20 protein-coding genes are annotated in these 23,276 nt (G+C 66.9%); 10 read left to right on the top strand and 10 right to left on the bottom strand.

Features of this window, described 5'->3' with window-relative positions; genetic code table 11:
* The first annotated feature begins 25 nt into the window (after nucleotides 1-25).
* The 3 genes from yajC (at nucleotide 26) to secF (ending at nucleotide 3,288) form a co-directional block, all read left to right on the top strand.
* Entirely contained in the window at nucleotides 26-367 is a 342-nt protein-coding gene (gene yajC / locus AB4059_RS04655; protein ID WP_498960314.1) for a preprotein translocase subunit YajC, read from the top strand.
* Between the two features lie 76 nt (nucleotides 368-443).
* Nucleotides 444-2,312, top strand: a complete 1,869-nt coding sequence (gene secD / locus AB4059_RS04650; RefSeq protein WP_498977029.1) for a protein translocase subunit SecD — start codon at nucleotides 444-446, stop codon at nucleotides 2,310-2,312.
* 16 nt (nucleotides 2,313-2,328) lie between these two features.
* Nucleotides 2,329-3,288 carry a protein translocase subunit SecF gene (secF, locus tag AB4059_RS04645; RefSeq protein WP_498977027.1) on the top strand — a complete coding sequence of 320 codons (960 nt, stop codon included), beginning with the start codon at nucleotides 2,329-2,331 and terminating at the stop codon, nucleotides 3,286-3,288.
* Between the two features lie 470 nt (nucleotides 3,289-3,758).
* Here the strand turns inward: secF and AB4059_RS04640 are convergent, their stop codons facing one another.
* Entirely contained in the window at nucleotides 3,759-4,574 is an 816-nt protein-coding gene (locus tag AB4059_RS04640; protein WP_498977025.1) for an inositol monophosphatase family protein, read from the bottom strand.
* Nucleotides 4,575-4,618: 44 nt separating this feature from the next.
* Here AB4059_RS04640 and AB4059_RS04635 point away from each other — a divergent pair, with 44 nt between their 5' ends.
* From AB4059_RS04635 to AB4059_RS04625, 3 genes are all read left to right on the top strand, one after another.
* A complete protein-coding gene (locus AB4059_RS04635; protein WP_498977023.1) occupies nucleotides 4,619-5,449 on the top strand; it encodes an RNA methyltransferase in 831 nt (276 codons plus the stop codon).
* A 156-nt stretch (nucleotides 5,450-5,605) separates the two neighbouring features.
* On the top strand, nucleotides 5,606-6,493 hold the full coding sequence (locus AB4059_RS04630; RefSeq protein ID WP_498977838.1) for a phosphate/phosphite/phosphonate ABC transporter substrate-binding protein: 888 nt from the start codon (nucleotides 5,606-5,608) through the stop codon (nucleotides 6,491-6,493).
* Entirely contained in the window at nucleotides 6,490-8,631 is a 2,142-nt protein-coding gene (locus AB4059_RS04625; RefSeq protein ID WP_498977021.1) for a putative bifunctional diguanylate cyclase/phosphodiesterase, read from the top strand. The genes AB4059_RS04630 and AB4059_RS04625 overlap by 4 nt, the downstream gene beginning before the upstream one ends.
* Nucleotides 8,632-8,650: 19 nt before the next feature.
* Here AB4059_RS04625 and AB4059_RS04620 read toward each other — a convergent pair whose 3' ends face one another.
* Entirely contained in the window at nucleotides 8,651-9,271 is a 621-nt protein-coding gene (locus AB4059_RS04620) for an exopolysaccharide biosynthesis protein (protein WP_498977019.1), read from the bottom strand.
* Nucleotides 9,264-10,565, bottom strand: a complete 1,302-nt coding sequence (locus tag AB4059_RS04615; protein ID WP_498977017.1) for a hemolysin family protein — start codon at nucleotides 10,563-10,565, stop codon at nucleotides 9,264-9,266. The genes AB4059_RS04620 and AB4059_RS04615 overlap by 8 nt, the downstream gene beginning before the upstream one ends.
* A 194-nt stretch (nucleotides 10,566-10,759) precedes the next feature.
* On the opposite strand from AB4059_RS04615, the gene AB4059_RS04610 reads away from it, so the two are divergent.
* Together AB4059_RS04610 and AB4059_RS04605 are read left to right on the top strand one after the other, a co-directional pair.
* A complete protein-coding gene (locus AB4059_RS04610) occupies nucleotides 10,760-11,386 on the top strand; it encodes a DUF47 domain-containing protein (protein ID WP_498960298.1) in 627 nt (208 codons plus the stop codon).
* A 15-nt stretch (nucleotides 11,387-11,401) separates the two neighbouring features.
* Nucleotides 11,402-12,523 (top strand): inorganic phosphate transporter, encoded by a 1,122-nt coding sequence (locus AB4059_RS04605; RefSeq protein WP_498977015.1) that lies wholly within the window; start codon nucleotides 11,402-11,404, stop codon nucleotides 12,521-12,523.
* A 4-nt stretch (nucleotides 12,524-12,527) separates the two neighbouring features.
* Here the strand turns inward: AB4059_RS04605 and AB4059_RS04600 are convergent, their stop codons facing one another.
* The gene (locus AB4059_RS04600; protein ID WP_498960294.1) at nucleotides 12,528-12,938 is read right to left on the bottom strand and encodes a hypothetical protein; all 411 of its coding nucleotides are present in this window, start codon (nucleotides 12,936-12,938) and stop codon (nucleotides 12,528-12,530) included.
* Between the two features lie 41 nt (nucleotides 12,939-12,979).
* On the opposite strand from AB4059_RS04600, the gene AB4059_RS04595 reads away from it, so the two are divergent.
* A complete protein-coding gene (locus AB4059_RS04595) occupies nucleotides 12,980-13,324 on the top strand; it encodes an MGMT family protein (RefSeq protein WP_498977013.1) in 345 nt (114 codons plus the stop codon).
* A 1-nt stretch (nucleotide 13,325) separates the two neighbouring features.
* Here the strand turns inward: AB4059_RS04595 and AB4059_RS04590 are convergent, their stop codons facing one another.
* Nucleotides 13,326-13,934, bottom strand: coding sequence for a 2OG-Fe(II) oxygenase (locus AB4059_RS04590; RefSeq protein ID WP_498977011.1), 609 nt, complete (start codon nucleotides 13,932-13,934; stop codon nucleotides 13,326-13,328).
* 56 nt (nucleotides 13,935-13,990) lie between these two features.
* On the opposite strand from AB4059_RS04590, the gene AB4059_RS04585 reads away from it, so the two are divergent.
* Nucleotides 13,991-14,665 (top strand): rhomboid family intramembrane serine protease, encoded by a 675-nt coding sequence (locus AB4059_RS04585; protein WP_498977009.1) that lies wholly within the window; start codon nucleotides 13,991-13,993, stop codon nucleotides 14,663-14,665.
* A gap of 656 nt (nucleotides 14,666-15,321) precedes the next feature.
* Here the strand turns inward: AB4059_RS04585 and AB4059_RS04580 are convergent.
* The 5 genes from AB4059_RS04580 to AB4059_RS04560 all read right to left on the bottom strand — a co-directional run bounded on the left by AB4059_RS04580 (nucleotide 15,322) and on the right by AB4059_RS04560 (nucleotide 23,153).
* Nucleotides 15,322-17,349 (bottom strand): M13 family metallopeptidase, encoded by a 2,028-nt coding sequence (locus AB4059_RS04580; protein WP_498977007.1) that lies wholly within the window; start codon nucleotides 17,347-17,349, stop codon nucleotides 15,322-15,324.
* A 140-nt stretch (nucleotides 17,350-17,489) separates the two neighbouring features.
* The gene (locus tag AB4059_RS04575) at nucleotides 17,490-19,568 is read right to left on the bottom strand and encodes a M13 family metallopeptidase (protein ID WP_498977836.1); all 2,079 of its coding nucleotides are present in this window, start codon (nucleotides 19,566-19,568) and stop codon (nucleotides 17,490-17,492) included.
* A 125-nt stretch (nucleotides 19,569-19,693) separates the two neighbouring features.
* Nucleotides 19,694-20,464: a queuosine precursor transporter gene (locus tag AB4059_RS04570; protein WP_498977005.1), complete on the bottom strand. Its 771-nt coding sequence runs from the start codon at nucleotides 20,462-20,464 to the stop codon at nucleotides 19,694-19,696.
* Complete coding sequence (locus tag AB4059_RS04565; protein WP_498977003.1) at nucleotides 20,464-21,138, bottom strand: DUF502 domain-containing protein; 675 nt, start codon at nucleotides 21,136-21,138, stop codon at nucleotides 20,464-20,466. The genes AB4059_RS04570 and AB4059_RS04565 overlap by 1 nt, the downstream gene beginning before the upstream one ends.
* Nucleotides 21,139-21,164: 26 nt before the next feature.
* Nucleotides 21,165-23,153, bottom strand: a complete 1,989-nt coding sequence (locus AB4059_RS04560) for a bifunctional serine/threonine-protein kinase/formylglycine-generating enzyme family protein (RefSeq protein ID WP_498977001.1) — start codon at nucleotides 23,151-23,153, stop codon at nucleotides 21,165-21,167.
* Nucleotides 23,154-23,276 lie beyond the last annotated feature (123 nt).

Below are 23,276 nucleotides of genomic sequence, written 5' to 3'. Positions count from 1 at the left end.
TTTTCACATTGCCGGACCCAGCTCAATGGACCTGCTCGACCTATTGATCGCCCCCGCCCACGCCCAGGCCGCCACGCCGGCCGCCGGCGGGAGCATGTGGCAGACGCTTTTGCTGCCCGTCGTCTTCATCGGCCTGATGTACTTCCTGATGATCCGCCCGCAGATGAAGCGCCAGAAGGAACACCGCGGGATGCTCGACAAGCTCAATCGCGGCGACGAGGTGATCACCAGCGGCGGCATCGCCGGCACGGTCACCGAGCTGGGCGACAACTTCGTCACCGTCGAAGTGGCCAACGGCGTGCAGCTGCGCGTGCAGCGCGGCGCCATCGCCAACGTGCTTCCCAAGGGCACGCTGAAGTCGGCTTGATTCCTTAGGTTTTTCCGAAGTCTTTTTCACGAAACGCAAGTTGCGGCGGCCTTGAAGGTCGCCGCGGGGTCGCCCGATGCTCGAATACGCGCGCTGGAAATACGTCGTCATCCTGCTGGTCCTGGTGCTGAGCACGCTGTACGCGCTGCCCAACATCTATCCGCAGGATCCCTCGGTGCAGGTCACCGCCAACCGCGGTTCGACCGTGGATGCGACCACCAAGTCCCGCATCGAGGGCACGCTGAAGAAGATCGGCGTGACCCCGAAGACGGTGGAGCTCACCAAGGACGGCAACCTGCTGGTTCGCCTGCGCGATCCGAACGTGCAGATCAAGGCGGCCGACGCGGTCCGCGAAGCCATGGGCAGCGACTATGTCGTGGCGCTCAACCTGGCCTCGACGGTGCCGGAGTGGCTGCAGAAGATCGGCGCGCATCCGATGCTGCTCGGCCTGGACCTCCAGGGCGGCGTGCACTTCCTGATGCAGGTCGACCAGCAGGCCGCGCTGGCCAAGCGCTTCGAAGCCACGGCTGAAGACGTGCGCGTGGCGCTGCGCGAAGGCGGCGTGGCGTACACCTCGGTCGAACGCCGCCCCGACAACAGCATCATCGCCACGCTCGCTTCCAACGCCGATCCGGCGAAGGCCCGCACGCTGCTCGCCAAGCAATTGCCGTCGCTGCAGCAACTCGACAGCCCGCTGCCGAACCAGGTCATCGTGCGCATCCCGCAGGCGGAACTGGACAAGGTGGCCACCGACGCCATCGAGCAGAACGTCAGCACGCTGCGCAACCGCATCAACGAGCTCGGCGTGGCCGAGCCGATCATCCAGCGCCAGGGCACCGACCGCGTGGTCGTGCAGTTGCCGGGCGTGCAGGACACCGCCGAAGCCAAGCGCATCCTCGGCGCCACCGCGACGCTGGAATTCCGCGGCGTGCACGAAGGCAGCATCGAAGATGCGATGAAAGGCAACGTCCCGCCGGACGCGCGCCTGTTCACCGCGCGCGGCCGCAACGGTGGCCCGAGCTATCCGGTGCTGCTGAAGAAGCGCGTCATCGTTTCGGGCGAACAGCTCGTCGGCGCGCAAGCTACGCGTTCGCCCGACGACGGCTCCCCGGCGGTGTCGATCACGCTCAACGGCCCGGGTGGCCAGCGCATGTTCGACTACTCCAGCGAGAACGTCGGCAAGGGCCTGGCGGTCGTCTACATCGAACGCATCCCGGAAGTGAAGCTCGTCGACGGCAAGGAAGTGCGCAGCACCAAGGTCAAGGAAGAGGTGATCTCGGTCGCCAACATCCGCGAACCGCTGGGCAAGAACTTCCAGACCTCCGGCCTGGACAGCCCGAAGGACGCCTCGGACCTGGCGCTGCTGCTGCGCGCCGGCGCGCTCGCCGCGCCCATGGAATTCGTCGACGAACGCACCGTGGGCCCGAGCCTGGGCGCGGAGAACGTCGAGCGCGGCATGACTGCGGTGCTGTACTCGTTCGGCTTCGCGCTGGCCTTCTTCCTCGTCTACTACCGCATGTTCGGCATCATCACGTCGGTGGCGCTGCTCATCAACCTGCTGATGGTGATCGCGGTGATGTCGATCCTCGGCGCCACGCTGACCCTGCCGGGCCTGGCGGGCATCGCGCTGACGGTGGGCATGTCGGTGGACGCCAACGTGCTGATCAACGAACGCATCCGCGAAGAACTACGACTCGGCATGCCACCACTGGGTGCGATCAAGGAAGGCTACGAGCGCGCGGCGGGCACCATCGCCGACGCCAACATCACGGCCATCCTCGCGGGCGTGGCGCTGTTCGCCTTCGGCACCGGCGCGGTGAAGGGCTTCGCCGTCTCGCTGATCGTCGGCATCCTGACGTCCATGTACACCGCCGTGTCGGTCTCGCGCGGCGTCGCCACGCTGATCTACGGCCACCGCCGCAAGCTCAAGTCCATCGCGGTCTGATCGGGAAGCCAAGCAAATGAAACCGTTCAACGTCTTCCCGTACGACAGCAACATCAACTTCATGCGCATGCGCTGGGTGTCGCTGACGATCGCGGCGCTCATCATGTTCGTCGGCATCTTCGCGATGTTCGACAAGGGCTTCAATTTCGCCCTGGACTTCACCGGCGGCGTGGGCGTGGAATTGCGCTTCCAGAAGCCCGCGGACGTCGACGGCATCCGCTCGCGCCTGGAAAAGGCCGGCTACGCCAATGCGGTGGTGCAGACCTTCGGCACCGGCAGCGACGTGCTGGTGCGCCTGCAGGATCGTCCGCACGCCGCCTCGCAGGCCGGCGGCACCTCGTCCAGCATCGCGCAGGAAGTCCGCACGCTGGCGTCCTCGCCCGACAACCAGGCCGAGGTGCGCAGCAGCGCGCAGATCTCGCCGCAGGTGGGCAAGGAGCTGGCGCAGAACGGCCTGTACGCGCTGTTGTTCGTGTTGTTCGGCTTCGGCGTCTACATCTCGGCCCGCTTCGAATGGAAGTTCGCCGCCGCGGCGATCGTGACCACGCTGCACGACGTCATCGTCGTGGCCGGCTGGTTCGCGATCAGCGGACACGAGTTCGACCTGACGGTGCTCGCCGGCGTGCTGTCGGTGATGGGCTATTCGATCAACGACACGATCGTGGTGTTCGACCGCGTGCGCGAAAACTTCCGCGGCATGCGCGCGCCGCCGTACGAGGTGTTGAACAAGTCGGTCAACCAGACGCTCTCGCGTACGGTGATCACCTCGTTCGTGGCCTTCCTGACGGTGTTGGCGCTGTACGTGTACGGCGGCGGTTCGCTGCGCGGCATGGCCGAGTCGCAGATGATCGGCATCGTGATCGGTACCCTGTCGTCGATCTTCGTGGCCTGCCCGCTGCTGATGTGGTTCGGCGCGAGCAAGCAGGACCTGATGCCCAAGGCGCGCGACGAAGCGGCGCTGGCGCGTCGTCCCTGACCAAACGCGACGCCTGTTGGCGTCCGGCTAGAAACAGAAAAGGCCGCGCTTGGTGCGCGGCCTTTTTCTTTGGTGCGGGGTGGCGGCTTGAAGAGCGCCTCTTCGGTTGGACGGCGCGCCACGTGACGTGGTGTGGTTCCCCTGCCGCTCCCGACACGCCATCCATGGCCATCGAGTCGCGGGCGCAAGGCCATCCTTGGCCTTGCTCTGGTGAACCACGCCACGCCACGCGTCACGCCTAACCGCAACTCAAATTGCTGCCGCTTCGGCTGCAGCTTGGGGCACCGAAGAGGTAGAGAACGCAGTTGAGGTGAGACTCGACGTGCGGAGCGATGTGCTGCCCCAGAGCAAGGCCATGGATGGCCTTGCGCTCGCGACTTGGTGGCCATGGATGGCGTTCCAGGAGCGACAGGGGCAGCACATCGATTCGCGCGGCGAGTCGTCAGCCCGAAGGGTCGCTCTTCAAAAACTCAAAACGCCGCAGCGTACCCGGACCCCACGATCGCCTTCTGCAACTGCTCGCTGAGCTTGAGATTGCCCGCGACCAACTGGCGGCCAAGGATCCCGCGCTGGTCCATCGGCCCCGTCGCGGCGCCGCGGAAATCGGTGACGCGGCCGCCGGCTTCGCGCACGAGCAGCACGCCCGCGGCGATGTCCCACGGCTTCACGCCCGCTTCGAAATAACCGTCGACGCGCCCGCAGGCCACGTACGCAAGATCGAGCGCGGCCGAACCGGTGCGACGGATGTCTTCGGCATCGCGCAGCAACTCGCCGACGCAGGCCAGGTGCGGCCCGAGGCGTTCGCGCTCGCGCGGCGGGAAACCGGTGATGAGCATCGCGCCGGTCAGGTCCTTGCGCTCGGTCACGCGCAGCTTGCGGTCGTTGAGCACCGCGCCGCCGCCCTTGCTGGCGGTGAACAACTCGTTGCGCAGCGGATCGAAGATCACCGCGTGCTGCGGCTCGCCGCCTTCGACCAGCGCGATCGACACGCACCAGTGCGGGATGCCGTGCAGGTAATTGCTGGTGCCGTCGAGCGGATCGATGACGAAGGTCGAACGCCCGCGGCCGCTGGCGCCGGTTTCCTCGCCGAGGATCGAGCAGTCCGGCATCGCGCGCTTGAGTTCCTTCACGATCTCGGCTTCGGCCAGGCCGTCGACTTCGCTCGCATAGTCCATGCGCTCTTTTTCGACGACGTTGAGCGCGTCGAGGCGGTTCATGTGGCGCAAGAGCACGTTGCCCGCGGCGCGGGCGGCCTTGACCATGACGGTGACGGCGGGTTTCTGCATGGACGGGGCCGATCGCGAGGGGCGCGGAGTTTAACATTCGCGCCATGAGCGAACCGATTCCTTCCGCTGCCTCTACAGGCAAGCCCCCCCTCGAGACCCTCGCGCGCGATCAGGTCCGCATCGTGCTTGTCGGCACCCAGCACCCCGGCAACATCGGGGCCGCGGCCCGCGCGATGAAGACGATGGGCCTGGCCCGTCTGGTGCTGGTCGCGCCCGAGAAGGCGCCCGACCGCGATACCGTCGCGATGGCCGCCGGCGCCGAGGACCTCGTGGACCAGGCGCCGGTCTTCGCGTCGCTGGCCGATGCCGTCGCCGATTGCGCCCTCGTGCTCGGCTGCACCGCGCGCAGCCGGCGCGTGCAGCTGGAACAGCTCGCTCCCGACGAAGGTGCGGCCCGCGCGCTGTCCTTCGCCGCGCAGGGCCCGGTGGCGCTGGTCTTCGGCCGCGAACGCACGGGCCTGGACAACAACGAGCTCCAGCTCTGCCATGCGGCGATCCACATCCCGTCCGATCCGGCCTTCAGTTCGCTCAACCTCGCCGCGGCGGTCCAGGTGCTGAGCTACGAGGTCCGTCGCGCGGCGCTGGGCGGGCAGGGCGCCGCGCGGCCCGTCGCAGCACCCGCGGTCCTCGCATCGGAAGAAGGCCCCGCGCCCCATGCCGAACTCGAGGGCCTGTTCGCCCAGTTGGCCGAAACGCTGGACGCCATCGACTTCCACAAGGGCCGGACACCGGATTCGGCGATGCGCAAACTGCGCCGCCTGTACCTGCGCGCGGGCCTGGGGAGCGCCGAGGTCCGCCTGCTGCGCGGGGTGCTGGCCGATACCCAGCGGATGGCGATGCTCGCAGGGCGCACGAATCCGCCGGCCGACGACTGATGAAACTGCTTTGTAACGGCGAACAATCGCTGTCTCGGGCCAGATAAATGGGCTAGGCTTCACGCACTTGGGGGAGTCAGCAGGGCTTTCGCTTTGGTTGCGTTCCGTCGCATTGCCGCGGGGCTGTTGTGCATCGCCGCGGCGCTCACATCCCCCCTGATCCATCGTGATGCCCGTGCAGCGGACGCAACGGGCGTCGACGACGCGCACGTGCTCGTCCTGGGCCGCATCAGCGACGACCCCAAGGAACACTACGAACAACTCAAGCCGCTGCTCGACTATGTCGTGCCGCGCATGGCCGACGTCGGCATCCGCGAAGGCCGCATCCTGATGGCCCACGACGTGCAGCAGATGAACAGCTATCTGCGCCGCGGGCGGGTCGACTGGGTCACCGAAACCGCCGGCACCGGCATGCTGCTGAAGCAGGGCTCGGGCGCGCAGCCGCTGCTGCTCACCGAGCGCGACGGCGTCAGCGAATACACGACCGTGTTTTTCGTGCGCAAGGACAGCGGCATCCGCAGCCTGGCCGACATGCGCGGGCGCCGCGTCGCCTTCCAGAACCCGAATTCGACCAGCGCCTACTACGCGCCGGCCTCCGAGCTGCTCGACCAGGGCCTCAAGCTCGAGATCCTGCTCTCGCCGATGGACCGCGCCGAACCCGACAGCGTCGGTTACCTGTTCGCGCGCACCGAGTTGAACATCTCCACGTGGGTGCACAAGCGCATGGTCGATGTCGGCGTGATGAGCAACCTGGACTGGCAGAACCCGCAACGCGTGCCCGCGGCCTTCCGCGCCGATCTGACGATCGTGCACGAAACCCCGCCGTACCCGCGCGCGCTGGAAATGGTGCGCGGCACGATGGATCCGAAGGTCGCCGCGCGCCTGCGCGAAGTGCTGATCGAAGCCTCCCGCGATCCCGACGCGCGCGAAGCGCTGCTGCGCTTCTTCAAGACCACGCGCTTCATGCCCATCGACCCGGGCGCGCAGCAGGCGCTGCAGCGCATCGGCGGCGGCGTGCAGCGCATCCGCGCGGAGGTCGAATGACCTTGCGCTTCGGGTTGCAGGCGAAGTTCCTCGCCGGCATGGCCCTGGTCCTGCTCGGCGTGCTCGCGCTGATGGTGGTGATGTGGCAGCGCCAGGAAGCGATGCAGGCGCAGGTGTTCGACGTCGGCCGCCAGACCATGCGCGAGCTGGTGGGCGAGCGCCTCAAGCGCCGCGGCGAGGCCGGCGTGCAGCAACTCGCCGAATCGCTCACCAACCCGATGTACTACTCCGACCTGGACGCCATCGGCACGCTCGCGCGCGCGGCGATGCGCCAGCCCGATGTCGCCTACGTACTCGTCTTCGATCCGCAGGGCCGCATCGTGCACGACGGCTCGGGCGACATCCCGGCCTTCGGCCAGCCGATGAACGATCCCTTCGCCTTCGAGGTCGTCACCGCGCGCACGACGCACGTGCAAAGTTCCGACCGCATCGTCGACATCTCCGCGCCGATCATGATCGGCGACCAGCGGCTGGGCGGCGTGCGCCTGGGTTACTCGCTTTCGGCGATCAAGCGCGACGAGGACAGCGCGAGCAGCGCGATGCGCGCGCGCCTGGAAGCCATCGGCCGCAAGCACGTGGCGTGGATCGCGATGATCGGCGTAGGCCTGCTCGCGCTTGGTGCGCTCGTGGTCGCGCTCGTGCAGAAGACGCTCGTCCGCCCGATCCGGCAACTGGCCGATGTCGCGCAGGAAATCGAAGCCGGCAATTTCGAAACCGACGCGCCGGTGACCAGCCGCGGCGACGAAGTCGGCGACCTGGTGCGCGCGTTCGGCCGCATGAGCAGTTCGGTGGCGCGCCACGATCGCGACATCCGCCGCATGGCCTACAGCGATGCGCTGACGGGCCTGGCCAATCGCCTGGCCTTCCGTGAATCGCTCGACCGCCGCCTGCTGCAATTGCGCGGCGCGGGCCGACAGCTGGCCTTGCTGTTCGCCGACATCGACGACTTCAAGCGCGTCAACGACACGCTCGGCCACGATGCCGGCGACGAAGTGCTCGTCCAGTTCGCCAACCGCATCCGCGAGACCGTCGAACGCATGGGCGGCGAGGGCGCGATGCTCGCGCGCTTCGGCGGCGACGAGTTCGTCATCCTCATCGAAAGCGTGCTTTCGCCCACGGGCAACCACGGCGACGTACGCACTGCCGCGAGCCGGCTGGCCGAAGCGCTGGTCGCCGAACTCAGTCGTCCGATCGTCGTGCAGGAACGCCAGGTGTTCCTCGGCACGTCCATCGGCATCACGCTGTTCCCGGAAGACGCATCGGGTTCGACGATGCTGATGAAGAACGGCGACATCGCGATGTACCAGGCGAAGGTCGCCGGCAAGAATTGCCATCGGTTCTATTCGCGCGCGATGGACCAGGCGGTCGAACGTCGCGTGCGCATGGAACAGGATCTGCGCGGTGCATGGGATCGCGGCGAACTGAGCCTGGCCTACCAGCCCGTCTACAGCCTGTCGGACAATGTCTTGCGCGGCGCGGAAGCCTTGCTGCGCTGGCAACATCCGGAACACGGTGCGATCGCCCCGTCGGTGTTCATCGATGTCGCCGAGCAGAGCGGCCTGATCGAAACCATCGGCCCGCAGGTGTTGCGCGCGGCGTGCGAAGACACGGTGCGCTGGCAGCAGGCGCATCCGAAGGCCGACAAGTTGTTCGTCTCGGTCAACGTGTCCCCGCGCCAGTTGCGCAGCGGCGATCTGCCGCGCGTGGTCGCGGCCACGTTGAAGGACACGGGCCTGGAAGCCGAACGCCTGCACCTGGAACTCACCGAGACCGCGGTCATCGGCGACGAAATCCACGCCAGCGGTTTGCTGTCGCGCCTGCGCGCGTCGGGCGTGAAAATCTGGCTCGACGATTTCGGCACGGGCTTCTCCGGCCTGAGCCACCTGCGCCGCGTGCCGGTCGACGGCGTGAAGATCGACCGCAGCTTCATCGCCGACGTGTTGCGCGATCCCGACGACCTCGCACTCACCACCGCGATCATCGCGATGGCGCATTCGCTGGGCATCACGGTGGTCGCCGAAGGCGTGGAGAAGGAAGGCCAGTTCGACATCCTGCGCGAACGCGGCTGCGACCTCGCGCAAGGCTACTGGCTCGGTTATCCGATGAATGCCCACGACTTCGGGCAGTTGCTGGCCTGAGCGAGCGATCGGCTCGGGCTCAGATCAGAAGATCGATCCCGTGCGCAGCCTGCAGCGTCAGGTTCCAGCTCAGCGCGGTCGCGATTAGTCCCACGGCCCACGCGACGAGCATCAACACGCCATCGCGTTCCAGCAGGGCCAGCGCGAAGGCGAGCAGGGTGCCGCCGAACAGATAGTTGGTCAGCGGAATCGGCAGCGATAGCAGGAAGCCGAGCAACAACAGCAGCAACCCCGTCACGATGCCCGCCAGCCGGCTGTCGAGCATCCACGGCAAGCGCGGGCGCACGAGTTTTTCCAGGCGCGAAAGCACGGGCGACAGGCGTCGGTCGAAGGTTGCGATCGCATTGCGATGCACGCCGCGCTTGCCGATGAAATCGGGCAGCCACGGTTTGCGCAGGCCGATGCACAGTTGCACGCCGATGAACATCAGCAGCGGCCCGCTGATCGCGCCGCCGATCGGGATCGGGATGAAGGCCGGCAGCACGGACACGAAGGCGAGCATGCCGAATGCGCGGCGACCCAGGCCCGAGAGCAGGTCGCGCAAGGTCAACAGATCGTCGGGATTGCCTTCGGCGAGCGCGTCGAGGATGGCGCGCGTCCCATGCTCGGCGTGCGGCGCTGCGTCCTCGCCCTCATGCATCGCTGGTTTCCCGATCCAGGCGCTGCAGCAGCAACTTGTCCACGCGCGGGCCATCGAGGTCGACCACTTCGATGCGCCAGCCCTCCCAATCGAAATATTCGCCGACGTTGGGAATGCGCCCGAAGTGCGCGATCGCCATGCCCGCGGCGGTGTGATAGTCGAACTCTTCGATGTCCGGCAGCGCGATGCCGCCGAGCAATTCGCGCACGTCCTCGATCGGCAGCGCGCCATCGACGAGCAGCGAGCCATCCTCGCGGCGCGCGACCATCGCATCGGTTTCGTCGGTCTGCATCGACTGCAGGCGGCCGAGGATCGCGCCCATCACGTCGGTGACGGTGACCATGCCCTGGATCTCGCCGTATTCGTCGACGACCAGCGCGATGGATTGCTGTTCCTCGCGGAAGATTTCCAGCAGCTTCAGCGCGTGCGTGGATTCGGAGACGAACACGGCGGGGCGGATGTCGCGGAACAACTCCGGCTCGGTCTTGGCCAGTTCGTCGAGCAGCGTCTTCACTTCGAGCACGCCGATCACGTCGGCGTCGGTGCCGCGATACACCGGATAGCGCGAATAGGGCGTCTCGCGCATGGTTTCCAGGTTGTCTTCGCGATCGGCCGCCGCATCGAGCCACGCGATGCGCATGCGCGGGGTCATCAGGCTTTCGGCCGTGCGATCGCCCAGGCGCAGCACGCGCGTCATCATGTTGCGTTCGTCGGCGTCGATCACGCCCTGCTCGTGGCCTTCGCTCACCAGCAGCTGGATTTCTTCTTCGGTGATCGCACCGCGCGCGTCGTCCTTGATGCCCAGGATGCGCAGCACGAGGCGGTTGATCGCGGCCAGCGTGGCCACCAGCGGGCGTGCGCCGCGCTGCACCCAGTCGATCGGGATGGCGACCGCGCTGGCGATGCGTTCGGGATTGGTCAGCGCCAGGCGCTTGGGGATCAACTCGCCGAAGATCACCGAGGCGGCTGTGATGACGACCACCGCGACGACCGTTGCGATCTTCCCCGCGTAGGCATCGAGCCAGGGCAGGGGCGGCATGTTCGCGGTGATGACGGCGCCGAGCGATTCGCCGCCGTAGAAGCCGGTGAGCACCGTGATGGCGGTGATGCCCACCTGCACGGTCGAGAGCAGGTTGTCCGGATGCTCGGCCAGGGCCAGGGCCGTGCGCGCGCCGCGGCTGTCCTCGCCCATCTGCTTGAGCTTGAACTTGCGCGAAGTCATCAGCGCCATCTCCGACATCGCGAAGAAGGCGTTGAGGACGATCAGGAAGGCGACGATCAGCAGCTCGAGCACGCGGGCGGGTCCATCCAGGGGAAGGCCTTGGGGTGTTCGGCGGGGGCGGTCGGGGCGTCGTCCATGGGCGTGCGCGGGGGCGCGGCGGCATCATAGCAGCCGTCCCGGAAGGGCACTGTCATACGCTTGTCATATGACGGCCTGTCATAATTGCGCCTTCATCCCGTCAACACCGTGAAACGGAGCCGCCCCGCATGTTCTCCCTGCAGACGATCTTCGGACAGGGCAAGCAGTTCTACAGCCTGCTCAACGACGCCGCGGTCGCCGCCCACGACAGCACGGTGGCCCTCCACGAAATGCTGAAGTCGCCCGAGCGCACCCCCGCGCTGGAAGCCTTCAAGCTCGCCCGCCAGCGCGAGCGCGTGGCCTCCGACAAGATCAGCCAGGCGCTGGTCGACAGCTTCATCACGCCGATCGAACGCGAAGACATCGAGTCGCTCGCCTCGGCGCTGTACAAGATCCCCAAGCAGGTCGAACGCTTCGCCGACCGTTACGCGCTCGCGCGCCATCGCCTGGACGGCATCGATTTCGCGCCGCGCGCGGCGATGCTCGAGCAGGCCGCGCAGGTCGTGGTGAAGATGGTCGCCGAGCTGCACGAGCTGCGCCTGGAGCCGATGAAGCAGCTCAACGATCGCCTGCGCGTGATCGAGGCCGAGGCCGACCGCCTGATCCTGGAGTTGCACCGCGACATCTATTCCGGTCGCCTGGACGCCGCGGAGATGTTCCTGCTCAAGGAATTCTTCGAGATCCTGGAGAAGGCGATCGACCGCTGCCGCGAGGCAGGCGTCGTCGCCTATTCGATCGCGCTCAAGAACAGCTGACGCAAGGGCGCCTGCATGCTCACCCTCGTGCTGCTCGTGGTGGCCTTCGCGCTGATCTTCGAGTTCATCAACGGTTTCCACGACACCGCCAATTCGATCGCGACGGTCGTCGCGACGAAGGTGTTGTCGCCCGGCCAGGCGGTGATCCTCGCCGCCGGCATGAACCTGATCGGTGCCTTCTACGGCACCGCGGTGGCCAAGACCATCGCCTCGGGCATCGTCGACACCGACGTCGTCGCCGTCTCCTCGCAGGTGCTGATCTGCGCGCTGCTCGGCGCGATCGCCTGGAACCTCATCACCTGGTGGCGCGGCCTGCCGTCCTCGTCTTCGCACGCGCTGATCGGCGGGCTGTGCGGCGCTGCGTTGTCGGCCGCGCACAACAACTGGCATGCGCTGATCTGGTCCAAGCTCGGCGACGCCGGCTGGGCGACCAACAAGGGCCTGCTCTGGAAAGTGTTCCTGCCGATGATCAGCTCGCCGTTCTTCGGCTTCCTGCTCGGCGTGCTGATCCTGGGTTTGCTGTACGCGATCATCGCCGGGCTGTATCGCCTGGGCGGGCCGTTCCGCCGCGCATCGCGCCCGCGCTGGGTGAATGCATTTTTCGGCAAGGCGCAGTTGGGATCGGCGGCCTACATGGGCTTCGCGCACGGCAGCAACGACGCGCAGAAGACGATGGGCATCATCGCGCTGGCGATCTTCGCCGCGCAGACCGAAGGCGCGTTGAACGGGTTGCCGGACTGGCTGTCGTTCCTGCATCCGGATGGCGGCAAGGACGCGATCGACAGCTGGATCGTCGCGACCTGCGCGCTGGTCATGGCGGCGGGCACCGCGGCCGGCGGCTGGCGCATCATCAAGACGCTCGGCCACAAGATGGTGAAGCTGCATCCGATCGATGGTTTCGCCGCGGAAACCGCGAGCGCGACGATCCTGGTCACCGCCGCGCATTTCGGCATGCCGGTGTCGACGACGCATTCGATTTCCACCGCGATCATGGGCGTGGGCTTCGCGAAGAACCCGCGCGCGCTGAAGATCACCGTGATCGAGCGCATCGTGTGGGCGTGGATCCTGACGATCCCCGCGGCCGGCGGTATTTCCTACGCGTTGTTCCGCGTGGTCGAGGCGATGGGCTGGAACTGACGCCCTAGAGCAGGTCGCCGCCGGCGGAGAGCGCGCGTTCCATGCGGTCGCCCATGCCGCCGATCTCCAGGATCAGGCGGTCGACTTCCGACGGCGAAACGCAATCGTAGGGACGGTTTTCGCACAGCGTGAGGTAAGGCACGCCGTCGAGCTCGCCGATGGCGAGATAGCCCACGCGGCTTTCCCAATTGAACGCGAGCGCGCGGCGCGCGTCCAGGCCCGTCGTCGGCGCGACCGCCGTGCTCACGCGCAGGTAATTGCGGCCGTCGTCGTCGACCATTTCCGACAGGAAGATGGCCTGGTGCCGCGTCCCCTGTTCGAGCGAGAGTTCGACGCACATGACGTAAGGCTCCTGCATCGTGATGCGGAAGCCGCCCTGGCCAAGGTGCGTACGGATCTGCTCGAAGTTCTGCATTGCGGGGTCCGGGGGGAACGGAATCGCTATGCTAGTCCCTCATGGCCGACCTGTCTCCCGCCGAGCGGATCCTTGCCGCCATCCGTGCCATTCCCCCGGGCCAGGTCGCCGGTTACGGCCACGTGGCGCGCCGCGCGGGGCTGCCGGGGCGCGCACGCATGGTGGCGCGCGTGCTGCGCGAACACAGCGCGCCGGACCTGCCCTGGCATCGCGTGCTGCGCAGCGACGGCAAGATCGCTTTCCCGCCCAACTCCAGGGGCTATCGCGAACAGACGCAACGCTTGCGTGCCGAAGGCGTCGACGTGCGCGCCGGCCGCGTGCGCATCGCAGAGTCGGTGAAAGACCTCGACGGCAACCTCGACGCCGCACTCTGGCGCCCGCGCTGACTCAACGTGGACGGCGGCGCATCCACGCCGCGATGCTGCAGCGCTCGCGCGCGGCGGGCAGCACTTCGTGTTCGAGTTCGCTGAGGAAGCACAGGCTGCCGGTGCGCGGCACGATGTCGTTGTCGCCATCGGGCAGCGACAGCCGCAACGCGCCGCCGTCTTCGTCGCGCCAATCCGGATTGAGATAGGTCACAAAGGAAATCACGCGCGCATCGTCGTCCCGGAATCGATCGCGATGCCGCGCATAACGCGCGCCGGCCGGGTAGGCGGCGTAATGCGCTTCGACCTGGTCGGCGCCGAGGAACAGGCGGCGGTTGAGTTCGACGCGCAATGCGTCGAGCGACGCGAGGAACGCAGCGGCCGCCGGGCCTGCGCGCGCGTCGTCGAGCCAGAGCGTCGCATCGCCGCGAATCTGCGCGTGCTGGCCGAGCGAGGCGCCATGGCCGACGGCCGCCGCGGACAGGGCGCCGGCGGCCTGCAGGCGGCGCAGGTCTTCACGCAAGGCCAGGGAGGTGGCCGCGTCGGGAAAGTCGGGGAGCCGGCACGCGCCATGGGTGCGCAGGGCGTCGGCGATGTCCGCGACGTCGTGCACGGCGGCAAGCGCGATCATGCCGTTATGATAGCCGCGCTCCCCCCGAATCCCCCGTCGAAGAGAGCCTTTCCCGCATGTTCCCCCGCCTGCCGCCCGTCACCAAGGCGTTGCTGATCGCCAACGGTGTCGTCTTCCTGTTGCAGTTGCTCGTCCTGCGCACGCCGCAGCCGGTTGCGCTCGACATTTTCCAGCTTTGGCCGGTCGGGCTGGATCAGCTGGACGTGACAGCGGCGCCGTTCATGCCGTGGCAGTTGGTCACCTACGGGTTCATGCACGATCCGGACAATCTGTTCCATCTGCTCTTCAACATGCTGGCGCTGGCGATGTTCGGCGCGCCGCTGGAATACACCTGGCGCGGCAAGCGTTTCGCGACGTATTACTTCACCTGCCTGGTCGGCGCTGCGTTGTGCCAGTTGGTGGTTGCGTGGTGGTCGATGCAGTCGGGCCATGCGGTGGGGCCGACGCTCGGTGCATCGGGCGGTGTCTTTGGTTTGTTGCTCGCCTATGGGATGTTGTTCCCGAACCAGCGCGTGATGTTGCTGTTCCCGCCGATTCCGATGAAGGCGCGGACGCTCGTCATCGGTTACGGCGTCATCGAGTTGCTGCTCGGGATTTCCGGTGCGCAGCCTGGGGTTGCGCATTTTGCGCATCTGGGCGGGATGTTGTTTGGCTGGTTGTTGATTCGTTACTGGCGCGGGCAGCCGCCGTTTGGGCGGAAGCCACCGCCGAGGCCGCGGATCGTTCGCTGACGCGCTGGGTTCTGCGACTCCAGATTTGCGCGGCGTGTCGCCGCATTGGAGGGCCTCATTGCTCCGCAAGAGCTCACGCTCCGCAATGAGGCCCTCCAACGCGACGACCACCGCGCACCACGCTTGTGGATGCGCGACACAACGCGTTGAGTGTGTTCGTCGCTGCTGACGGAGACGCGCCTACAGCCAGCACACCAGATGGGCGGCGCCTTGCCCGTCGAGGACATCGCGGCATACGTGTATGCACGCGACTAGCGCGATGTCCTCTCTCGGGCATCGGCACCTTCGCGGCGACCTGATTAGGGGTTTTTCGCGTTCTTGCGCGCGCTCACGAACATGCTCTGCAATCAGATCGCCGCGAGGAACGGCGCCTGCCACACGGCGACGCAGCACGCCGATGCGCGCGCCGGGGTGGGTGACGTTCCGTCCGTCTGGTGTGCTGGCAGTCGGCGCGCATCCCCCAACCGCCCACGCACCCATTCACCGCATTGTGTCGCGCAAGAATCAGATGGAGTGCGAAGTGGTCGTCGCGTTGGAGGCCACATTGCGGAGCGTGAGCTCTTGCGGAGCAATGTGGCCTCCAATGCGGCGCACCGCTGCGCCGCACTGGTGGGGTCGAACCGTGCCGCCGAGCGTTGTTCCCTGCGAAACCGCTCTTACGGCCAAACGCGAATCGGATCCTTCGACACCATCGCGCTCCCAGCCTTGCACGTGTAAGCCTCGCCGAACGCAGGCAGGTTCATCAGCGGCCCGTTGACGCGCCACTTGCCCGGCGCGTGCACGCTGGTCGCTGCACGCGCGGTCGCTTCCTGTGCGCTCGTCTGCTGCGCCCACAGATTCGCCCAGCCCTGGAAGAAGGCCTTCTGCGCCGTTGCATCGGCCGTTGCGTTGCCGTTGCGCCACGCATCCCACGCCAACTCGACGCCCGACTGATCGGCGACATTCGCATTGAGCGACTGCGCTGCGTTGAGCTTGATGCCCGGCAATGCCGGATCCTCGAACTGCCCGTACTGCGCGGTCACCTTCTGGCCGATCGCGTTCCACGCATCGTTTTCCGCCGGCGTCCACCAATCGCGCACGGTGTCCTTGGCGTCGACGAAGCGGCCCTTGTTGTCGACCGCGTGCCCGAGCTCCAGGCCCACCAGCCCGCCGAAGGCGCCGTACTGCGCGGCCGGATCGGCGCTCATGTCGAGCACCGGCGCCTGCAGCATCGCGGCGGTGACGATCAGGCGGTTCTGCGCGATGTCGTATGCGAGCGTCGGCTGCTGCGGCAGCACGTCCCAACGGCGATCGGCGTTGCCGCGGCCGATGCGCTTCATCTCTTCGCGATGGCGCCAGGTGGACGCGATCAGCATGTTGCCGCCGAAGCTGCCGCGGCCCATCGGCTGCACGCTGTAATCCAGGTCGCGGCGCGGCGTGCCGATTTCGATCTTGAGGGCGTCGAGCTTCGCCTTGGCTTCGGTCTTCGCCGTGGCACCCATCCACGGGGAACGATCCACTGCGCGGCCCAGTGCGGCGCGCACGTCGGTCGCGATTTGTTCTGCGCGCGCCTTCGTCGCCGCCGGCACGTAACGTGCGGCGTATTCGTGGCCGAGCATCGGGCCGGCCGCGGTGTTGATCGCGTCGAGCACCACGCGCCAGCGTTCCGGCGGCGTCGACTGGCTGCGCAGCACGCGGCCGCGGAATTCGAATTCGGCGTCGCGCCAGGCCTTGGCGAGGTAGGGCGCCATCGCGTTGCCGACCTGGAAGCGCAGGTAGGCCTGCCACTGCGACGGCGGCAAGCCGCCGACCAGGGTGTCGAGTTGCGCGAACAACTGCGGATTGGCGATCGACACCGTGTCGTCGGTGACGCCCTGCGCCTTGAGGAATTCGGCGAGTTGCAGGCGCTTGTAGGTCTTGGCGATGTCCTTCACCGCCACCGGCGCGTAGTTGCCCTGCACGTCGCGGAGCGAAACGATCGGCTTGCTCGCCTGCGCGATGCGCGTTTCCAGGTCGATCACGGCCTTCGCATCGGCGGCGAGGCGATCGGCGGGCGTGCCCGACAAGGTCAGGATCTTCTTGACGTAATCCTCGTAGCGCGACATCACCGCCTTGGTGTCGGCATCCCCGCGCGTGTAGAACGCCGGGTCCGGCAAGCCCAGGCCGCCCTGGCTGAAGTAACCGATGTGGCGCGAGAGATCGTGCAGGTCGATGTCGGCGCCGAAGTTGAAGACCACCGGGATGCCGACCTGGTGCAGCGCGGCGATGGCCGGCGCGACGTCCTTGGCCTTGCGGATGCCGTCGATGCGCGAGAGCAGCGGCGCGACGGGATTGGCGCCGTCGCGTTCGACCGCGGCTTCGTCCAGGCCGCTCGCCCAGAAATCGCCCAGCAGTTTCTGCACGTTGCCTTGCGGGCTTTGCATCGCCGCATCGAGCAGGTCGCGCTGCTGTTGCAGCGAACGCTCGGCGAGTTCGCCCATGGCCGACACGCTGCCCGTCGCCGGCACCGGATGGGCCTTGGCCCAGTCGGCTGATGCGACGCTGTAGAAGTCCGTGCATGCCGTCGGTGCAGCCGGTTCCTTGGGCTTGGCCGATTTCTTTTTCTTGGCCGCGATCGCGTCGGAGGATGCCATGCCTGCGATCAGCACGAAGCTGAGGGCAAGGGCGAGGGGGGCGCGGCTGTGAAAAAGCACGTTCGGCGTCATTGCGTGCAACCCGATGAAAGACCGGTCGAGTGTAGCAAGCACCTCGCCGCCCGCAGGATGAACGGAAGCGGCAGCGGATCACAAAAGGAAAAGGCCCGGTTTCCCGGGCCTTTCCCTGCGTGCCTGGAAGCTTGACGCCGTTACCAGATCAGGATGCGCTTGCCTTCGCCGCGCACCATCGGGTCGGTGGCCTTGCACGAGAACGCGGTGGCGAACTCGGGCATGTTCGACGGCGCACCGATCGCGCGGAAGCTGGCGAGCGCGTGCTCGTCGGTCGCGATGCGGCGGTCGATTTCCTTCTCGGTCATGCTGCGGCGCCACACGGTGCCGAAGTTGAGGAAGAAGCGCTGGTCGTTGGTGAAGCCGTCGGTCTTGGGATCCGGCGCGCCGTTGGTGGCCTTCTTCATCGCCTGGTAGGCGACGTTGAGGCCGCCGAGGTCGGCGATGTTCTCGCCCAGCGTCAGGTTGCCGTTGAGCTTCTTGCCCGGTGCGGCTTCGTAGCCGTCGAACTGGTTGACCAGCATCGTGGTGAGGCTCTTGAAGCCCTTGGCGTCGGCCGGCGTCCACCAGTTTTCGAAGTTGCCGGTCGGCCCGAAGCGGCTGCCCTGGTCGTCGTAGCCGTGGATCATTTCATGGCCGATGACCGCACCGATGCCGCCGTAGTTGGTCGCATCGTCGGCCTTCGGGTCGAAGAACGGCGGCTGCAGGATCGCGGCGGGGAAGGTGATCTCGTTGGCGAGCGGGTTGTAGGAGGCGTTGATCGTCTGCGGCGTCATGCCCCATTCGGTCTTGTCCACCGGCTTGCCGATCTTCGACATCTCGTACTTGTAGTTGAACGCGTTGGCCGCGAGCACGTTGCCGATGTAGCTGTCGCGCGAGGTTTCCAGGCCATCCCACGGACGCCACTTGTCGGGGTAACCGATCTTGGGCTTGAACGCGGCCCACTTCTCCATCGCCTTCTTCTTGGTCTCCGGGCTCATCCACGCCAGGTTTTCCAGGCGCACCTTGAGCGCGTCGCGCAGGTTCTGCACGAGCATTTCCATGCGCGCCTTCGACTCGGCGGGGAAGGCCACCTGCACGTACATCTGGCCCAGCGCTTCGCCGGCCTGGTTGTTGGTGGTGGACAGCACGCGCTTCCAGCGCGGCTTGATTTCCTTCTGCCCGCGCATCGCCGCGCCGTAGAAGTTGAAGTTTTCCTGCACGAAGGCGTTGCCCAGGTACGGCGAGGCCTCGTCGATCACGTGGAAGCGGAAGTAGTGCTTCCACTGGTCGACCGGCGTGTCGCTGCGCATCTTGTTCCACTCTGCGTGGAAGGCCGGCATCGCGAAGGAAAACAGCTTCGGCGTTTCGACACCCTGCGACTTGAAGAATTCTTCCCACGAGAAGCCGGGCGTCAGCTTGTCGGCGTCGGCGGGCGAGATGGGGTTGTAGTACAGCGAGATGTCGCGCTGCATTTCTTCGCTCGACTTCGACGCCTTGGCCAAGCGCGTTTCGAACGCGAGGATGTCCTTGGCCTGCGTCGCCGCATCGGCGGCCGGCGTGCCGCCCAGTTCGAGCACCTTGGCGATGTGCTTGACGTAGTCGTCGCGGTTGGACTGCTTGTCGGCGTCGAAGTAGTAGTTGCGATCCGGCAGGCCCAGGCCGCTCTGCGTGGCGTAGGCGGTGTTCATCGACGAGTTCTTGAAGTCGGCTTCCGGGCCGAAGCCGAAGATCGCCGCTTCGCCCGTCGCCGCGGTGTCGCGCATGTAGGCGGAGATCGAATCGGCGTCGGTCAGCTTGTCGATCGCGGCCAGGCGCGATTCGAGCGGCTTGATGCCCTGCGCTTCGATCTTCGCCTCGTCCATGCCGGTGGCCCACAGGTCGCCGACGATCTTTTCCACGCCCTTGGCGTTCGCATCGGCGGCCGCCTGTTCGGCGAGCTGGCGCTGCACGGCGGTGGAGCGTTCGTCGAGCATTTCGAACGCGCCCCACGAGGTGCGGTCGCCCGGGATCGGATTGGCGGCGAGCCACTTGCTGTTGACGTAACCGTTGAAGTCGGTGCACGCGTTCTTCGAGGTGTCCAGGTCGGTCGCCATGAAGCGGTTCACGCCCGGCAGCTTGCTCTCGTCGAGGGTCAGCTTCGGCGCGGCGCCTTCGCCGGGGGCGGCGACGTTGCCGGCGGGCTTCTCGGCGGGCTTGCACGCCGCCAGGGCGGCGACGATGGACAGGGACAACAGCAATACCTGCGGTTTACGGCTCACGGGACACTCCGGGATGGTCAAGGCGGGGCGCCCACGCGAGGGGCGACAGGCGACTCTACCGGGTGCCGGGGGGCGGGCAGGGGTGTCGAAGGTCACGGGCCGGGTCAGGCCGCGGCGGCTTCCCGCAATTCATGTGCCCGCGATTCACCCAGGTAGGACGTGATGGCCTGCCGGAGCACGTAGATCAAGGGAATCAACACGATGGCCGCCAGCATCTTGTAGGCGTAGTTGACGGTGCTCACCGCCAGGAACAGCGACATCGACCAGTGCTGCGGCCCGATCACGAAGGCGATGTAGAGCACCACGAAACTGTCGACGAGCTGGGACACGGCGGTCGATGCGGTGGCGCGGAACCAGATGTGCTTTTCGCCCGTGCGCAGGCGGATGCGATGGAAGATCGAGACGTCGATCAACTGGCCGATCAGGAAGGCGATCACCGAACCGCCGATCGTCCACAGGCCTTGCCCGAACACCGCGGCGAAGGCCTTCTGGTAATCCGGCACGCCTTGCGACTGCGCCGCGGACACCCACCAACTCGCCGGCGCGAGCGAGATCGCGGCGAAGGCGAAGGCGAAGCCATAGATGATCAACACCACCGCGATCCACGAAATCATGCGCACGCCGCGCTTGCCGAAGAACTCGTTGATCACATCGGTGAAGATGAAGACCATCGGCCACAGCAACGTGCCCGCGGTGAAACTCAATGAGCCGGTCTGCCCGAACAGGTTCCACTGGAACGGCGTGATGCCCAGCGTGTCTTCGAGCGCGAAGATCTTGACGCCGATGAATTCGGCGAGCACCGCGTTGACGCAGAAGAACGCGGACAGCGCGATGAAAAGGCGCGTGGCCCGGTCGGCAAGGGGATTGGGATGCATCAGGCGTCGGCAGGGGCGCGCGGCGGTGGCGCGAAGGGAATCGAATCCGGCGACACCGCACCACCGGAGATGATGAAACTCATGGCCTGGTCGACGGTCCAGTCGGTCGGCGTCATCTTTTCCACCGGCACGATTTCAAGATAGCCGCCCGTGGGGTTGGGCGTGGTGGGCACGTACACCGCCGCCAGTTCGCGCCCGGTGCCTTCCTCGCGCATCACGCGCGTGACGAAGCCGATGCTCTTCATCTCGTTGTGCGGGAAGTCGATCAGCACCACGCGCTGCGTGCCGTCGGGTTTGGTCTGCAGGATGTTGAGCAACTGCCGCGCGCTGCCGTAGATCGTGTTCGCCAGCGGAATGCGTTGCACCAGGCGTTCGAACCAACGCAGCAGCGTCTGCCCGACGACCACGCGCGCCATCACGCCGGACATCAGGATCACCGCGAGCGTGGCCAGCAGCGCGAATGCCGTCTGCACCCAGGACGCGGCCAGCCAACCCAGCGACGGATTCCCGCTGGCCATGCCGGCCAGCAGCGGGCCGATGAGGGGCCGGCTGATGTCGGACAACATCACGAAGACGAACTTCACGACGACCCACGTCAGCCAGATCGGCAACAGGGTGAGGACACCGGTGATGAACAACCGGCGGAGGCTGGGACGGGTGGAGGGTTTGCGCATGGCGCCCATTATGGGGCGCGGCGCCGTCAGTCGTGTACCAACTTCACGGCGACATCGTCGTAACCGCGCTCGCGTTCGATCGCACGCGGCTTCGGCCCGCGCCAACCCGTGCCCGCGACCGACCCGTCGCGCAGCCACGTGGCGTAGTTGCGTGCGCCGGTCTGCGAGGGCGAGGCGCCGACTTCGCTGCTGGTCGGCAGGCGCACCTTGGTCCCGTTGCGGCTGGCCCAATGCGCATACGCCTGCGCATCTTCGTAGGAGATGCAGACCACCGGTTGCGTGTCGGACTGCTCGAAGCCCGGTTCGCGCCAAGTGCGCGGCTTGACGATGCGGAACAGCGACATGCGTTCGCGGCACAGCGCCGATTCGCGGCCGGTGGCGGCGACGAAGCGCGCGTATTCGGCGCGCGTCAGCGTGCGCAGCGTCGGTGGCGCGGACGCGCCGCCGGTGCCGGCGATGATCTCCGCTTCCGGCGTGGCGGCGCTGGCGACCGTGATCTTTTCGGCGCGCGCACGCAGCGTATCGCCGAGCGCCTGGTCGCCGGCGAACTCGTTGGCGAGCGCGGCGGTGGCGAGTGCGTCCTTGCGGTTGCGGTCCTTCTCGTCGGCCTCCATGCGCTTGCGCAGCGCGTCGGCGGCTTTCTCGTGGATGCCGTGCAAGGCTTCGGCGCCGAGCGGCGCGGTGCGATCGGCGAATTGCGTCGCGCGCTGCAGGTAGTCGCGCGCACGATCGGCATCGCCGCGGCGCAGGCGCATCGCCATCTCGTCGCCGAGCGAGCCGAGCACACCCACCACCAGCGGCGGCAGACCCGCGTGCGCCGGATCGGCATCCCACGCGGCGAGCACGCTGTCGTAGGCGTTGTCGCCCTGCGGCGCGGTGAGCTTGCGCGCGGCGAGTTGTTGTTCGGCCGAGGTGACCCATTGCTGCGCCGGCGATTCCGGCGGCGGCTGCAGCATGCGTTCGACCACTTCGGGCACGACGGGCTTGCGGATTTCGGGCAGGGTTTCGACGCGGAAGAAGTCGTCGCCGCCGGCATCGTGCTGCGAGGCCACGCCGATCATCGCCGCGCACAGCAGGCCGCCACCGATCAGCAAGGGTTTCGGCATCAGGCGCGTGCGGCGCCACAGTTGCGCGAAGTTGGCGAACACCGCCGCGAAGGAGAAGCCGCCGCGTTCGATGCGATCGAGCGCTTCGAGCATTTGCTGCGCGCTGCGGAATCGGGTCGCCGGCGACTTCGAGAGCGATTTGTCGATGAAGCGCTGCCAATGCATCAATTCGGCGGGCAGGCGCGGGATCGGATCCTTGGCGTGCATCACCGCCATCGACAGCGCGTCGGCGGCGTTGTACGGCAGCATGCCGGTGAGCATTTCCCAGGCGAGCACGCCGATGCTGTACAGGTCGGCGCGGCTGTCGACTTCTTCGCCGCGCGCCTGTTCCGGCGGCATGTAGGCGGTGCTGCCGACGGCCAGGCCGGTCATCGTCAGGCGCGGGTTGATGCCCTTGCGCAGCGCGATGCCGAAGTCGGCGAGCAGCGGGCGCTCGGCGTCGTCGAACAACACGTTCTCGGCCTTGACGTCGCGATGCACCACGCCGCGCACGTGCGCGTAGTCGAGGGCTTCGAGCAGGGAGCGCAGCGTGGCGATGACGCGCGATTGATCCTTCGTGCGGCCGTCCTGCCGCGCGATGCGCTGGCCGAGGTGCCCGCGCGCCAGGTAAGGCATCGCGTAGAAGGGCAGGTCGTCGGCGGTGCGGCCGACTTCGTAGATGCCGACGATGTTGGGATGGTCGAGGCGGGCGATGGTGCGCGCTTCGTTCTCGAAGCGGCGGCGGCTGACTTCATCGGTCAGCGCCTCGGGCAGCATCACTTTGAGCGCGACCTTGCGGCCCAGCGAAATCTGCTCGGCGAGGTACACCGTCGACATGCCGCCCTGGCCGATCTCGCGCAACAGGCGAAAGCCTGCGATGCGCGGCAGCGCACTGGCGGCGTCGGATGGCGACGACGTATCCACGCTCATTGTTGACGGTCCCCTGTTCCGTGGCGGAAGAATACGCTGGCGCAACACGACCAGCCAGCGGCGGGGAGACCGTTGGCGGCCGCATTCCTGATGGGTTCATGCACCGGGGCGCGTGAAGGGGGT

Origin of the sequence: Lysobacter sp. 2RAF19 (assembly GCF_052115395.1) — a bacterium.
Classification (GTDB): Bacteria; Pseudomonadota; Gammaproteobacteria; order Xanthomonadales; family Xanthomonadaceae; genus Noviluteimonas.
Note: the sequence above shows the minus strand (reverse complement) of the source record. Positions and strands in the feature narration are given on the sequence as shown.

What these genes read in the sequence shown, in the direction of transcription:
- secD (WP_498977029.1), top strand. Translation starts at nt 444, where the DNA reads ATGCTCGAATACGCGCGCTGGAAATACGTCGTCATCCTGCTGGTCCTG.
- AB4059_RS04635 (WP_498977023.1), top strand. Translation starts at nt 4,619, where the DNA reads ATGAGCGAACCGATTCCTTCCGCTGCCTCTACAGGCAAGCCCCCCCTC.
- yajC (WP_498960314.1), top strand. Translation starts at nt 26, where the DNA reads ATGGACCTGCTCGACCTATTGATCGCCCCCGCCCACGCCCAGGCCGCC.
- AB4059_RS04560 (WP_498977001.1), bottom strand. Translation starts at nt 23,153, where the DNA reads ATGAGCGTGGATACGTCGTCGCCATCCGACGCCGCCAGTGCGCTGCCG.
- AB4059_RS04565 (WP_498977003.1), bottom strand. Translation starts at nt 21,138, where the DNA reads ATGCGCAAACCCTCCACCCGTCCCAGCCTCCGCCGGTTGTTCATCACC.
- AB4059_RS04595 (WP_498977013.1), top strand. Translation starts at nt 12,980, where the DNA reads ATGGCCGACCTGTCTCCCGCCGAGCGGATCCTTGCCGCCATCCGTGCC.
- AB4059_RS04610 (WP_498960298.1), top strand. Translation starts at nt 10,760, where the DNA reads ATGTTCTCCCTGCAGACGATCTTCGGACAGGGCAAGCAGTTCTACAGC.
- AB4059_RS04590 (WP_498977011.1), bottom strand. Translation starts at nt 13,934, where the DNA reads ATGATCGCGCTTGCCGCCGTGCACGACGTCGCGGACATCGCCGACGCC.
- AB4059_RS04625 (WP_498977021.1), top strand. Translation starts at nt 6,490, where the DNA reads ATGACCTTGCGCTTCGGGTTGCAGGCGAAGTTCCTCGCCGGCATGGCC.
- AB4059_RS04585 (WP_498977009.1), top strand. Translation starts at nt 13,991, where the DNA reads ATGTTCCCCCGCCTGCCGCCCGTCACCAAGGCGTTGCTGATCGCCAAC.
- AB4059_RS04640 (WP_498977025.1), bottom strand. Translation starts at nt 4,574, where the DNA reads ATGCAGAAACCCGCCGTCACCGTCATGGTCAAGGCCGCCCGCGCCGCG.
- AB4059_RS04605 (WP_498977015.1), top strand. Translation starts at nt 11,402, where the DNA reads ATGCTCACCCTCGTGCTGCTCGTGGTGGCCTTCGCGCTGATCTTCGAG.
- AB4059_RS04570 (WP_498977005.1), bottom strand. Translation starts at nt 20,464, where the DNA reads ATGCATCCCAATCCCCTTGCCGACCGGGCCACGCGCCTTTTCATCGCG.
- AB4059_RS04580 (WP_498977007.1), bottom strand. Translation starts at nt 17,349, where the DNA reads ATGACGCCGAACGTGCTTTTTCACAGCCGCGCCCCCCTCGCCCTTGCC.
- AB4059_RS04620 (WP_498977019.1), bottom strand. Translation starts at nt 9,271, where the DNA reads ATGCATGAGGGCGAGGACGCAGCGCCGCACGCCGAGCATGGGACGCGC.
- AB4059_RS04600 (WP_498960294.1), bottom strand. Translation starts at nt 12,938, where the DNA reads ATGCAGAACTTCGAGCAGATCCGTACGCACCTTGGCCAGGGCGGCTTC.
- secF (WP_498977027.1), top strand. Translation starts at nt 2,329, where the DNA reads ATGAAACCGTTCAACGTCTTCCCGTACGACAGCAACATCAACTTCATG.